The following is a 12,681-nucleotide window of genomic DNA, read 5'->3' on the forward strand; positions in this document are numbered from 1 at the left end:
TCCCCTGCGGGGCCTCACCGCCGTCGGCAGCGGCCATGCGGCGGGCCGCTCAGGCGCGCGCCGCGCGGGCCGCCCGCCGGCGCACCGTGGTGCGCTCGACGATCCACGTCACGATGAGCATCACGATGATGACGATGCCGGCGTACCCGAGGACGGGGTAGACGGTGCCCACGAGGTCGGAGAAGCCGACGCTCGAGAGCAGGGTGGCGGCCAGGGCAGTGACGACGGCGATGGCCCAGCCCGGCACGCGGCGCATCGAGGACAGCAGGGCGATCCGCTCCACACCGCCGTACAGGCACGAGACCGCCGTCGTGAACTGCGCCAGCAGCAGGACGACCGTGTACAGCAGGGCGGCCCAGCCGCCGATCATCGCGGCCAGCTCGACCATGGGCAGCTCGGCACGGCCGATGAGCTGGGCGTGGACGGTCAGCGCGGCCATCACCGCGCCGGCCATCACCACGAGGCCCAGTGCCCCGAGCCCGGCCCCGGCGACGAGGGAGCGGCCCGACGAGGAGCTCTCCTCGCCGATCGGGGCGAGCACCGCGTAGGCCAGCTGGATGTTGAAGGCCACGTACAGCACGCCCGAGAGCCACCACTGGTTGATCAGCGGGGACGAGGTCACGAGCGCGGCGACGTCGTCCACCGCGGCCCCCGGGTTCGCCAACCCCCACACCGCGACGCCGACGGCGACCACGATGATCAGGGGGACCACCACGGCCTGGACGCGCACGAGGCCCGTGATGCCGGCCAGCACCGAGACCACGCAGACGGCGGCCATCACCAGCGAGCCCACGAGCGAGGGCAGCCCGAACGCGGTGTGCACCGCCGCCCCGGCCCCGGCCAGCATGATCACCAGCGTCCCCAGCAGGGACGTGGTGATGCACAGGTCCGCGAACCAGGTGGGCACGCGCGACGTCGTGGGGTTCACGATCCGGTGGATGTCCGTGGTCCGCAGCTTCTGCGCCAGCCGCAGCACGATCACCGCGAGCAGGAAGAACAGCGCGCCGGCGATCACGAGCGCCCCCGTGCCGCCCCAGAGGCCGAAGCTCACGAAGTACTGCAGGATCTCGTTGCCCGAGGCGTACCCGGCGCCGATGGTGGTGCCGATGAACGTGGCGGCGATCCCGAGCGGGGAGGTCGGCCGCAGCGGCGCCGACTCCTCGGCTCGGCCGGGGTGCGCGGGGGAGCTCTCTGTGACGTGGGACATGCGACTACATTCTCATGGGCGGGATCGGCCCGGCCCGGGCGGCCGATCCGCCCCGACCCGAAGGAGCCCCCGCATGACCCCCGCCGTCCCCCGTGTGCTCAGCATCGCCGGCTCCGACTCCGGCGGCGGCGCCGGTGTCCAGGCCGACCTGAAGACCATCGCCGCGTGGGGCGGCTACGGGATGACCGCGATCACCGCGATCACCGCCCAGAACACGCAGGGCGTGCAGGCCGTCCACCCGCTGCCGGTGGACGTGGTGCGCGCCCAGCTCGACTCGGTCGCCGCCGACATCGCCGTGGACGCCGTGAAGATCGGCATGCTCGGCACGGTGGAGCTCATGCGGGCCGTCGCCGGCTGGCTCGAGGAGACCCGGCCCGCCGTCGTCGTGCTGGACCCGGTCATGGTGGCCTCGAGCGGGGACGCCCTCACCGCGGTCGGCGACGACGACGGGCGCGCCGCGTGGGCCCGGCTGCTGCGGGTGGCGCACCTGGTGACACCCAACCTGCCCGAGCTGGCCCGGCTGACCGGGCGGGACGCGACGGACTGGGACGCCGCCCTCGACGCGGCGCGGGGCCTGGCCGCCGAGCACGGGGTGACGGTGCTGCTCAAGGGCGGGCACCTGGACGAGACCGAGGCGCCCGAGGCCGCAGCGGCGGAGGTGCCGGACGCCGTCGTGCGCGTGGGCGGGGCCGTGCACGAGGTGCGCGGCCCGCGCGTGACGACCCGCGCCTCGCACGGCACCGGCTGCACCCTCTCCTCGGCCCTGGCCACGCTGGCCGGGGCGGGCCTGAGCTGGGACGACGCACTCGAGCGGGCCAAGCCGTGGCTGGCCGACGCGATGCGGGCGGGGGAGGCGCTCGCGGTCGGGGACGCCTCGCGGCCGACGTGGCACGGGCCCGTCGACCACGGTCATGCGCAGCGGGGCTGAGGGCGGGACCTCCGGGCTTCGACACGTTCGAGGCGGGAAATCCGGCGAATACGCACCTCGGGACGTCCCATGAGGTCGATTTCCCGCCTCGAATGCCGGTGACCCGGACCTCCCGCTCCGCTCGAGCGTCCGGGTCCGCAGAACCCAGAAGAGCCGGACCACCGTGTCGCCACGGGGGTCCGGCTCTGTTCGCTCGTGCCCCCGGCAGGATTCGAACCTGCGGCCTTCTGCTCCGGAGGCAGACGCTCTATCCCCTGAGCTACGGAGGCGGGGGTCGCGACGCGTCGAGCGCGTTGCGGACTCGTCGAGTCTACACCATCAGGACGGCCCGTCCGTGACCTCCCCGCGGGGCGCGTCAGCCGGGCAGGCCCGCGCGCAGGGTCCGGGCCGCGGCCTCGGGGTCCTCGGCCTGCGTCACGGCGCGGACCACCACGATCCGTTCCGCCCCGGCCGCGCGGACCTCGGGCAGCCGGTCCGCGTCGACGCCGCCGATGGCGAACCACGGCCGCGCCCCCGCCGGGTCCTCCGCGTCCAGGCGTGCGGCGAGGGTCGGCAGTTCCAGTCCGACGGCGGCCCGGCCCGGCTTCGTGGGCGTCGCCCACACCGGCCCCGTGCAGAAGTAGTCCAGGCCGTCCTCCGCGCGGGCGCCGCGCACCTGCGCCTCGGTGTGGCACGAGCGGCCGAGCACCACGTCCGGGCCCAGCAGGGCGCGGCACTGCGCGGTGGTCAGGTCGGTCTGGCCCGTGTGGAACACGTCCACCCCGGCCAGGGCGGCGACGTCGGCGCGGTCGTTGGCGGCCGAGAGCGCCCCGTGCTCCCGGGCCAGCGGGACGAGCGTGGCGAACGCGGCCAGCTCGACCGCCACGTCCACGGCCTTGTCCCGCACCTGGATCACGTCTACTCCGCCGCGGAACGCCGCCGCGCAGAAGTCGGCGAACGCGGCCGTGTCGAGCGTGCCGTCCGGGCGCAGGAACCGCTGCAGGTCGGTGCAGACGTACAGCCGGGAGGCGGCGAGGCGGGCGCGGCGGCGCGCGCCGGGGCCGGTGCCGCCGTCGTCGCGGCCGGCCGCGGTCATCAGGAGCGGATCGGGGGAGTGCATGCGCCCACTGTGGCAGACTGGCCGCTGTTCCATGGGAGCCCGGGCCGCACACGCCGGGCTGAGAGGGCCGCAGGGGCGCACCGCGCCGGCGCGGCCGACCATCACCACTCGATGCGGGTCATGCCGCCGTGAGGAGGACCGGTCCGTGCACGTGGCCGTCGTCGGGGCCGGGATCATCGGCCTCACCGCCGCCGTGCGTCTGCGTGCCGCAGGCCACGCCGTCACCCTGATCGCCCCCGAGCTGGACGCCGCCGGGCGCCCGCACGCCGTGGCCGGGGCCACCCACGCCGCGGCGGGGATGCTCGCGCCGCTCGCCGAGACCCAGTTCAGCCAGGACGACCTCGCCCCGCTGCTGCAGGCCGGCTGGGAGGCCTACCCGGCCCTCGTGGACCTGCTCGCCGCCTTCACCGATGTGGAGACGGGCTTCCTCGCACAGGGCGCCTGGATCGTGGCCGCGGACCCCTCGGACGCCCGCGCCTGGGACCACGTGCTCGAGCACGCCTCGATCCTCGGTCGCCGGGTCGAGCCCGTCTCCGTCCGCGCGCTGCGCCGCGCCGAGCCCGCCCTGGCCCCGGGCCTGGCCGCCGGCTTCGACGCCCCGGACGACCATCAGGTGGACCCGCGACGGCTCGCCGCCGCCTGCGTCGCCGCCCTGCGCGCCGAGACCGGACCCGACGGCGGCCCGCTCCCGGTCGGCGCCGGACCCGCCGCCCGGTTCGTGGCCGGACGCGTCACCGCCGCCGGCCCGGAGGGCGAGGGGGTGCGCCTCACGCTGGCCGACGGGGGCGTCCTCACCGCCGACGGCGCGGTCCTCGCCGCGGGCCTGGGCCACCGCGGGATCGGCGGCGCGGCCACCGCCGTCGAGGTCCCGCTGCGCCCCGTCCACGGCGACGTGCTGCGTCTGCGGGTGCGCCCCGAGCAGCTGCTGCCGGGGGAGTCGCACCTGATCACCCGCACCGTCCGCGGCCTCGTCCACGGGCGCCAGGTCTACCTCGTGCCCCGCGCGGACGGCACCCTCGTGGTCGGCGCCTCGGCCCGCGAGGACGGCCTGGCCGGCACCTCCGCCGGGGCCGTGCTGGACCTGCTCGCCGACGCCGCCGCGATCCTGCCCGCCGTCCGCGAGTGCGAGCTGGTCGAGATCACCACCGCCGCCCGCCCCGGCACCCCCGACGACGCCCCGCGCGTGCTCGCCGTGCCCGAGGCTCCGGGCGCCGTCGTCGCCACCGGCTTCCACCGTCACGGGATCCTGCTCGCCCCCTGGGCGGCCGGGCGGATCCTCGAGCTGCTGCACGCCCGCCTGAAGGAGATCGCATGAGCACCCTCCCCCTGACCCTCAACGGAGAGCCCGCCGAGCTGGCCGTGGCCACCGTCCGCGACGTCGTCGCGCACGTCACCGGGCGCGCGATCGGCGAGGACGGCGCCGCCGCGGATGGGCGGCGGCTCGGCGTGGCCGTGGCGGTCGGCGGCGAGGTCGTGCCCCGGTCGGCCTGGGCCACCCGGGAGCTGGCCGCCGGGGACGAGGTCGACGTCGTCACCGCGGTGCAGGGGGGCTGAGCGATGGCCGAGCACCGCACCCCGCCCGCCGCCCCCGCGATCCCGCCGCTGCGGATCGGCGGCTACGACCTGGCCTCCCGGCTCATCATGGGCACGGGCGGCATCACCGACCTGACCGCCCTCGAGGGCGCCCTCGTCGCCTCCGGCACCACGCTCACCACCGTGGCGCTGCGCCGCTGGTCCGCGGACACCCGTGACGGCCTGGTCGCGCTGCTGGACCGCCTCGGCATCGACGTGCTGCCCAACACCGCCGGCTGCTACACCGCCCGGGACGCCGTGCTCACCGCCCGGCTCGGCCGGGAGGCGCTCGAGACCGACCTCGTGAAGGTCGAGGTCATCGCCGATGAGCGCACCCTGCTGCCCGACGTCGTCGAGACCCTCGAGGCCACCGAGCGGCTCGCCGCCGACGGCTTCACCGTCCTGGCCTACACCTCGGACGACCCCGCCATGGCGCTGCGCCTCGAGCAGGCCGGCGCCGCCGCCGTCATGCCGCTGGGCTCGCCGATCGGCTCGGGGCTGGGCATCCTCAACCGCGCACACCTGGAGCTGATCGTCTCCCGCGCCTCCGTGCCGATCGTGCTCGACGCCGGCGTGGGCACCGCCTCGGACGTCGCCCTGGCGATGGAGGCCGGCTGCGACGCCGTGCTCGCCGCCTCGGCGATCACGCGCGCCGCCGAGCCCGCCCGCATGGCCCACGCGTGCCGGCTCGCGCTCGAGGCGGGCTTCCACGCCCGCCGTGCCGGGCGCATCCCGCGCCGCGAGCACGCCCTGGCCTCCTCGCCGATGGCCGGGCGGGTCACGGCCGAGGAGGACGAGCGGTGACCGCCGCCCTGGACCCCGCCGCCCGCGAGCCCCGCGACCTCACCGCGCTGTCCGACACCCAGCTGGAGCGCTTCGCCCGCCACCTGAGCCTGGACGGCTTCGGCCCCGAGGCCCAGCTGGCGCTGCTGCGCTCCCGCGTCCTCGTGGTCGGCGCCGGCGGCCTCGGGGCGCCCGTGCTGACCTACCTCGCCGCCGCGGGCGTGGGGGAGGTCCACGTGATCGACGACGACGTGGTGGACCGCTCCAACCTGCACCGCCAGGTGATCCACGCCGAGGCGGACCTCGGCCGCCCCAAGACCGCCTCCGCCGCCGCGACGATGCGCGGCCTGCACCCCGAGGTGCGCGTGGTCGAGCACCGCGAACGCCTGACCGCGGCCAACGCGCTCGAACGGGTCGGCGCCGTGGACCTCGTGCTCGACGGCACGGACAACTACGCGACCCGCTACCTCGTGGCCGACGCGTGCGAGATCGCGGGCGTGCCCGTGGTGTGGGGCGCGATCCTGCGGTTCGCGGGGCAGGTGAGCGTGTTCGCCCCGGGCGGGCCGCTGTACCGGGACGTGTTCCCGGAGCGGCCCGAACCCGGCGAGGTGCCCTCGTGCGCGCAGGCCGGAGTGCTCGGGGTGCTGCCCGGGATCATCGGCTCCCTCATGGCGGCCGAGGCGATCAAGCTGCTCTCCGGGGTGGGTGAGCCCCTGGTCGGGCGGCTGCTCTCCGTGGACGCCCTGACGATGCGCTTCCGTGAGCTGCGGCTCGTGCCCGACCCCGAGCGGACCCCCGTGACGGACCTGTCCGCCCACGCGGACCAGGCCCCCCGCCCGGACGACGCCGGCGCCCCCGGCTCGGCGGAGGCGTGCGGCGCCGCGGGCGGGGAGATCGCCCCCGCCGCGCTGGCCGCCCTGCTCGCCGACCCCGCCCGGGCCGCGTCCCTCACCCTGCTCGACGTCCGCGAGGACTGGGAGCGCCGCCTGCGCCGGGTTGAGGCCCCCGCGACGGTGGCCGATCGGCACGTCCCGCTCGAGGCCGTCCTCGCGGAGCCGGCGGCCCTCGCGCCCGGGCAGGACCGCGTCCTGGTGGTCTACTGCGCCGCCGGAGCCCGGTCGGCCCGGGCGCGGGACGCCGTCGTCGGGGCCGACCCGAGCGCCGGCGGGCGCGTCCTGTCCCTCGCCGGCGGCCTCGCCGCCTGGCCCGCCTGACCCCCACCCCGACGAACCCTGCGAGATGGCCCCCACCGCGGGCCGGAGGGGGCCATCTCGCAGGGTTCGTTCGCACGCGCACGGGCGCGGCGGCCCTTCCGTAGACTTGCGCGGGTGAAGCCCGAAGACCTCTCCGCCCTGCTGTCCGCTGTCCTCACCGACGCCGTCGATGCCGGTGACCTCCCCGCCGCGCTGCGGGAGGAGATCACCCCCGCGCGCGTGAAGGTGGAGCGACCCCGCAGCCGCGAGCACGGCGACTGGGCCACCAACGTCGCCCTCCAGCTGGGCAAGAAGGCCGGGATGGCCCCGCGCGACCTCGCCGGGCTCGTAGCCGAGCGCCTGACCGACAAGCCGGGCATCGCCGCCGTCGACGTCGCCGGCCCCGGCTTTCTCAACGTCACCCTGGACGCGGCCTCGGCCGGCGCCCTGGCCCGCGAGATCGTCGAGGCCGGCCCGGAGTACGGCCGCAACGACGCCCTGGCCGGGCACACCGTGAACATGGAGTTCGTCTCCGCCAACCCCACCGGCCCGCTGCACATCGGACACACCCGCTGGGCCGCGCTGGGCGACGCGATCGCCCGCCTCCTGCGCGCCTCCGGCGCGGACGTCACCGCCGAGTACTACGTCAACGACGCCGGCAACCAGATGAACGTGTTCGCCGACTCGGTCCTCGCCCGCCTGCACGGCCGCGACGTCCCCGCGGGCGGCTACCCGGGCGCGTACGTGCAGGAGCTGGCCGACGCCGTCGCCCTCGAGCACCCGGACGTGCGCGAGCTGACGGACGAGGCCGCCCGCCCGGTGGTCCGCGAGGCCGCGTACCGGCTCCAGATGCAGGACATCAAGGACACGCTCGCCGCCTTCGACGTGCACTTCGACGTGTTCACCTCGGAGCAGACGCTCCACGACTCCGGCGCGATCGGCCAGGCCGTGCAGCGGCTGCGCGAGCAGGGCCACATCGAGGACCGCGAGGGCGCCGTGTGGCTCAAGACCACCGACTTCGGCGACGACAAGGACCGCGTGCTCATCCGCGCCAACGGGGAGCCCACCTACTTCGCCGCCGACGCCGCCTACTACCTCCACAAGCGCGACCGCGGCTTCGAGGAGAAGGTGTACCTGCTCGGCGCCGACCACCACGGCTACGTGAACCGCCTCAAGGCGATCGCCGCCGCCGCCGGCGACGACCCGGCGACGAACATCGAGATCCTCATCGGCCAGCTCATCTCGGTCAACGGCGCGAAGCTCTCCAAGCGCGCCGGCAACATCATCGAGCTCAAGGACCTCGTGGAGTGGCTCGGCCGCGACGCCCTGCGCTACGACCTGGCCCGCTACCCCGCGGACTCGCCCCTGACGATCGACCCCGAGCTGCTGCGCTCCGCCACGAACGACAACCCCGTCTACTACGTGCAGTACGCCCACGCCCGCGCCTCGGGCGCGGCGCGCACCGCGCAGGCCCACGGCGTGGACCGCTCCGAGTTCGACGCCGCCCTGCTCACCCACGCCACCGAGTCGGAGCTGCTGGCCCAGCTGGCGGAGTTCCCGGCCGTCGTCGGCGCGGCGGCGCGCCTGCGCGAGCCCCACCGCGTGGCCCGCCACCTCGAGGTGATCGCCGGGGCCTACCACTCGTGGTACGCCGCCTGCCGCATCGTGCCCATGCCCACCGACGACGGGACGCCGCGTCCCGTGGAGACCCTCAACCGCACCCGCCTGTGGCTCAACGACGCCACCGCCCAGGTGCTGGCCAACGGTCTCGGCCTGCTCGGCGTGACCGCCCCGGAGAAGATGTGAGCGCCCGGATGAGGACGCCGCAGCCCGCCCCCGCCTCCCCGCTCGCCCCCGCCTGGCTCCCCGCACCGGGGGACCCGGACGCGCTCGTGCCCGGCCTGTGGGCCGCCGGCGTGGACCGCGCCGCCGACGGCGAGCTCACCGTCCAGGGCCTGCGCGCGAGCGCGCTCGCCGCGGAGTTCGGCACGCCGCTGCTCGTGGTGGACGAGGACGACTTCCGCGCCCGCGCCCGCGCGTTCCGCAAGGGCTTCGACGCCGCCTTCGCCGACCTGTGCGGGGGAGCGGACGTCTACTACGCCGGCAAGTCCATGCTCACCCTCTCCACCGCCCGCTGGGCCGCCGAGGAGGGCCTGCGCGTGGACACCGCCTCGGGCGGCGAGCTGGCGATCGCGCTGGCCGCCGGCATCGACCCGGCCCACATCGGCCTGCACGGCAACAACAAGTCGGACGCCGAGCTGCGCACGGCCCTGGAGGCGGGCGTGGGTCGGATCATCGTGGACTCGCTCGACGAGCTCACCCACCTGGCCGCGCTCGCGGCCGAGGCCGGCCGCCGCGCCCCCGTGATGCTCCGGCTGACCCCGGGCGTGCACGCGCACACCCACGACTTCATCGCCACCGCGCACGAGGACCAGAAGTTCGGGCTCTCCCTGGCCCCGGCCTCCACCGACCGGGACGGCAATGTGGCCGGCCGCTCGCCGGCCGCCGTCGCCGTGGCCGCGGCCCTGGCCGCCGAGTCGATCGAGCTGCTGGGCGTGCACTGCCACATCGGGTCCCAGATCTTCGAGGCCGAGGGCTTCGGGCTGGCGGCCGGACGCGTGCTCGAGTTCCTCGCCGAGGTCAAGGCCGAGCACGGGGTGGAGCTGGCCGAGCTCGACCTCGGGGGCGGCCACGGCATCGCCTACACGGCCGTGGACGAGCCCCGTCCGGCCGCGGAGATCGCCGACGCCCTCGCCGACGACGTCCAGAAGACCGTCGAGCGCCTCGGCCTGGCGTGCCCGCGCATCTCGCTCGAGCCGGGGCGGGCCATCTCGGGCCCCGCGGGGCTGACCCTCTACACGGTCGGGGTGACCAAGACCGTGGACGTGGACGCCCCCGACGGCGGCACCGCGGCCCGCCGCTACGTCGCCGTGGACGGCGGCATGTCCGACAACCCGCGTCCCGTCCTCTACGACGCCGACTACACCGCCGTCTCCGCGCGCCGCACCTCGGAGGCCGAGCCGGTGCTCTCCCGTGTGGTGGGCAAGCACTGCGAGTCCGGCGACATCCTCGTCCGCGACGTGTACCTGCCGGCCGACCTGGGCCGCGGCGACCTGCTGGCCGTGCCGGCCACGGGCGCGTACACGCACGTGATGTCCTCGAACTACAACGCGCTGGCCCGCCCGGCCGTCGTCGCGGTCTCCGACGGGCAGGCGCGGGTGATCATCCGCCGCGAGACGCAGGAGGACCTGTTCGCCCGCGAGGCCGATCCGCGCCTCGGCCGCTGAGGCAGCGGGCGAAGCGCACCCGGCCGCCGGCCTCGGGGCCGGGTGCGGGCGTCCCGCTCTGCGGACACCGAGTGTCGCGCGGCGGGACGAGCCGGGGCGCCGCGCTAGATTCGAGGCCAGCCGAACCGCGCGATCGCGCGGCACCGACCCCGATCCTTGACCCCGGAGGACCATGCCCCAGCACACCGACGCCCCCACCGCCCTCAAGGTCGCCCTGCTGGGCGGCGGGACCGTGGGGTCCCAGACCGCCCGGATCCTCACCGAGGACGCCGACATCCTGCGGGACCGCGTGGGCGCCGACCTCGAGCTCACGGGCATCGCGGTGCGGGACACGGGCGCGACGCGCGACTGGCAGGCGGACCCGGCGCTCTACACCACCGACGCCGAGGCGCTCGTGGACGGCGCGGACGTCGTCATCGAGCTGATGGGCGGCATCGAGCCGGCCCGCACCCTGATCCTGCGCGCCCTGGCCGCCGGCACGTCCGTGGTGACCGGCAACAAGGCGCTGCTGGCCCAGCACGGCGAGGAGCTGTACGCCGCGGCCGCCGCCACCGGCGCGCAGCTCAGCTTCGAGGCCGCCGTCGCCGGCGCCATCCCGATCCTGCGCCCGCTGCGCGACTCCCTGGGCGGCGACCGCGTCACCCGCGTGATGGGCATCGCCAACGGCACCACCAACTTCATCCTCGACCGGATGGACTCCGAAGGGGCGGACTTCGACGACGCCCTCGCCGAGGCCCAGCGGCTCGGCTACGCCGAGGCCGACCCGACCGCCGACGTCGAGGGCCACGACGCCGCCGCGAAGGCCGCGATCCTGGCGACCATCGCGTTCGGCGCGCCGTACACCCTGGACCAGGTGGCCGTCGCGGGCATCACCGCGATCACGGCCGAGGACAACGCCGCCGCCGCGGAGGCGGGCTACGTCATCAAGCTGCTGGCGATCGCCGAGCGCGGCCGCGCCGCCGACGGCGCCCAGGGTGCGGTCTTGCGCGTGCACCCCACCCTGCTGCCGCGGGAGCACCCGCTGTCCTCCGTGCGCGGGGCGTTCAACGCCGTCTTCGTGGAGGCCGAGAACGCCGGCGAGCTCATGTTCTACGGTCCCGGCGCCGGCGGCGCCCCCACCGCCTCCGCGGTGATGGGCGACGTCGTCTCGATCGCCCAGCGCATCGTGCGCGGCGGCCCGGCGCGCCTGCGGACCCCCGTCACCGCCCTGCCCGCCCTGGACCCGGCCGAGGCCCACACCTCCTTCATGGTCGTGCTGCGCGCGGCGGACCAGCCCGGCGTGCTGCGCCGCGTCGCCGGGGTGTTCGAGGAGCACGGCGTCTCCATCGAGACGCTGCGCCAGGTCCCGTCCGAGCGCGAGGACGCCCCCGGCGCGTCCCTGCGGCTGATCACCCACCGTGCGCGGCAGCGCGACCTCGACGCCACCGTCGAGGCGCTCGCCGCCCTGGACGTCGTCCACGAGGTCGCGTCCGTCCTCCGAGTCGAAGGGAACTGACCCATGGCCCACCAGTGGCGCGGCGTCGTCCGCGAGTACGCCGACCGCCTGCCCGTCACCGAGGACACGCGCGTGATCACCCTCGGCGAGGGCGGCACCCCGCTCATCCACGCCCCCCACCTCTCCGAGCTGGTGCAGGGCACCGTGCACGTGAAGTTCGAGGGCATGAACCCGACCGGCTCCTTCAAGGACCGCGGCATGACCATGGCGATCACCGCCGCCGTCGCGGACGGCGCGAAGGCCGTCGTCTGCGCGTCCACCGGCAACACGTCCGCCTCGGCGGCGGCCTACGCCGCGCAGGCCGGGATCACGTGCGCCGTGCTCGTGCCTGAGGGGAAGATCTCGATGGGCAAGATGTCCCAGGCCGTGGCCCACGGCGCGGAGATCCTCCAGGTGCAGGGCAACTTCGACGACTGCCTCGAGGTGGCCCGCAAGCTGGCCGAGAACTACCCCGTGTTCCTCGTGAACTCCGTCAACCCGGCCCGCATCGAGGGGCAGAAGACCGGCGCGTTCGAGGTCGTGGACACCCTCGGCGACGCCCCGGACTACCACCTGCTGCCCGTGGGCAACGCCGGCAACATCACCGCGTACTGGAAGGGCTACCGCGAGTACGCCGCCCCCTACGTGAACCCGCACGAGGGCGCCTCGGACGCCGAGCTGCCCGCGGTGGCCACGAAGACCCCCGTGATGTGGGGCTTCCAGGCCGCGGGCGCCGCCCCGATCGTCCAGGGCCACCCCGTGACGGACCCGGACACGATCGCCACCGCCATCCGGATCGGCAACCCGGCCTCGTGGGAGCAGGCCGAGGCCGCCCGCGACGAGTCCGGCGGGATGATCGACTCCGTCACGGACGAGGAGATCCTCGAGGCCCATCGCTGGCTCTCCGCGAAGGAGGGCGTGTTCGTCGAGCCCGCCTCCGCCGCCGGCGTCGCCGGGCTGCTCAAGCACCACGCCGCCGGGAACGTGCCGGCCGGCAAGAGCTGGGTCATCACCGTCACCGGCCACGGCCTCAAGGACCCGCAGTGGGCCCTGCGCGGCGCCGACGGCGCCGACGTGACCCCGCGCTCGGTGCCGTTCGACGTGGTCACCGTCGCCCAGGCCCTCGGCCTGAGCTGAG

At 75.7% G+C, this 12,681-nt stretch carries 11 protein-coding genes and 1 tRNA gene; 9 read left to right on the forward strand and 3 right to left on the reverse strand.

The annotated features are described in order from the left end of the window. Positions 1-49: 49 nt before the first annotated feature. Positions 50-1,207, reverse strand: coding sequence for a YkvI family membrane protein (locus AC3RJ9_RS03600; RefSeq protein ID WP_041105274.1), 1,158 nt, complete (start codon positions 1,205-1,207; stop codon positions 50-52). 73 nt (positions 1,208-1,280) lie between these two features. Between AC3RJ9_RS03600 and thiD the strand changes: the two genes are divergently transcribed. Beyond that, positions 1,281-2,135: a bifunctional hydroxymethylpyrimidine kinase/phosphomethylpyrimidine kinase gene (thiD, locus tag AC3RJ9_RS03605; protein ID WP_041105272.1), complete on the forward strand. Its 855-nt coding sequence runs from the start codon at positions 1,281-1,283 to the stop codon at positions 2,133-2,135. Between the two features lie 196 nt (positions 2,136-2,331). Here thiD and AC3RJ9_RS03610 read toward each other — a convergent pair. Together AC3RJ9_RS03610 and thiE are read right to left on the reverse strand one after the other, a co-directional pair. Next, positions 2,332-2,404, reverse strand: a tRNA-Arg gene (locus AC3RJ9_RS03610). An 86-nt stretch (positions 2,405-2,490) separates the two neighbouring features. After that, positions 2,491-3,234 (reverse strand): thiamine phosphate synthase, encoded by a 744-nt coding sequence (thiE, locus tag AC3RJ9_RS03615; protein WP_036316591.1) that lies wholly within the window; start codon positions 3,232-3,234, stop codon positions 2,491-2,493. Between the two features lie 145 nt (positions 3,235-3,379). Between thiE and AC3RJ9_RS03620 the strand changes: the two genes are divergently transcribed. The 8 genes from AC3RJ9_RS03620 to thrC all read left to right on the forward strand — a co-directional run bounded on the left by AC3RJ9_RS03620 (position 3,380) and on the right by thrC (position 12,680). Beyond that, positions 3,380-4,549 carry an FAD-dependent oxidoreductase gene (locus AC3RJ9_RS03620; RefSeq protein WP_036316589.1) on the forward strand — a complete coding sequence of 390 codons (1,170 nt, stop codon included), beginning with the start codon at positions 3,380-3,382 and terminating at the stop codon, positions 4,547-4,549. After that, entirely contained in the window at positions 4,546-4,788 is a 243-nt protein-coding gene (gene thiS, locus AC3RJ9_RS03625; RefSeq protein ID WP_041105270.1) for a sulfur carrier protein ThiS, read from the forward strand. The genes AC3RJ9_RS03620 and thiS overlap by 4 nt, the downstream gene beginning before the upstream one ends. Before the next feature lie 3 nt (positions 4,789-4,791). Beyond that, positions 4,792-5,610 (forward strand): thiazole synthase, encoded by an 819-nt coding sequence (locus tag AC3RJ9_RS03630; RefSeq protein WP_036316581.1) that lies wholly within the window; start codon positions 4,792-4,794, stop codon positions 5,608-5,610. Then, positions 5,607-6,803, forward strand: coding sequence for a molybdopterin-synthase adenylyltransferase MoeB (gene moeB, locus AC3RJ9_RS03635; protein ID WP_044659215.1), 1,197 nt, complete (start codon positions 5,607-5,609; stop codon positions 6,801-6,803). The genes AC3RJ9_RS03630 and moeB overlap by 4 nt, the downstream gene beginning before the upstream one ends. A 114-nt stretch (positions 6,804-6,917) precedes the next feature. After that, the gene (gene argS / locus AC3RJ9_RS03640; RefSeq protein ID WP_206495689.1) at positions 6,918-8,588 is read left to right on the forward strand and encodes an arginine--tRNA ligase; all 1,671 of its coding nucleotides are present in this window, start codon (positions 6,918-6,920) and stop codon (positions 8,586-8,588) included. Positions 8,589-8,596: 8 nt separating this feature from the next. Further along, on the forward strand, positions 8,597-10,069 hold the full coding sequence (lysA, locus tag AC3RJ9_RS03645; protein ID WP_489727711.1) for a diaminopimelate decarboxylase: 1,473 nt from the start codon (positions 8,597-8,599) through the stop codon (positions 10,067-10,069). Between the two features lie 172 nt (positions 10,070-10,241). Further along, complete coding sequence (locus AC3RJ9_RS03650) at positions 10,242-11,564, forward strand: homoserine dehydrogenase (protein WP_206495690.1); 1,323 nt, start codon at positions 10,242-10,244, stop codon at positions 11,562-11,564. Positions 11,565-11,567: 3 nt separating this feature from the next. Continuing rightward, positions 11,568-12,680: a threonine synthase gene (gene thrC, locus AC3RJ9_RS03655; protein WP_036313078.1), complete on the forward strand. Its 1,113-nt coding sequence runs from the start codon at positions 11,568-11,570 to the stop codon at positions 12,678-12,680. Position 12,681 lies beyond the last annotated feature (1 nt).

The organism is Micrococcus sp. 63XJN7_6_ISO-PGPR-S23-444 (assembly GCF_058072765.1).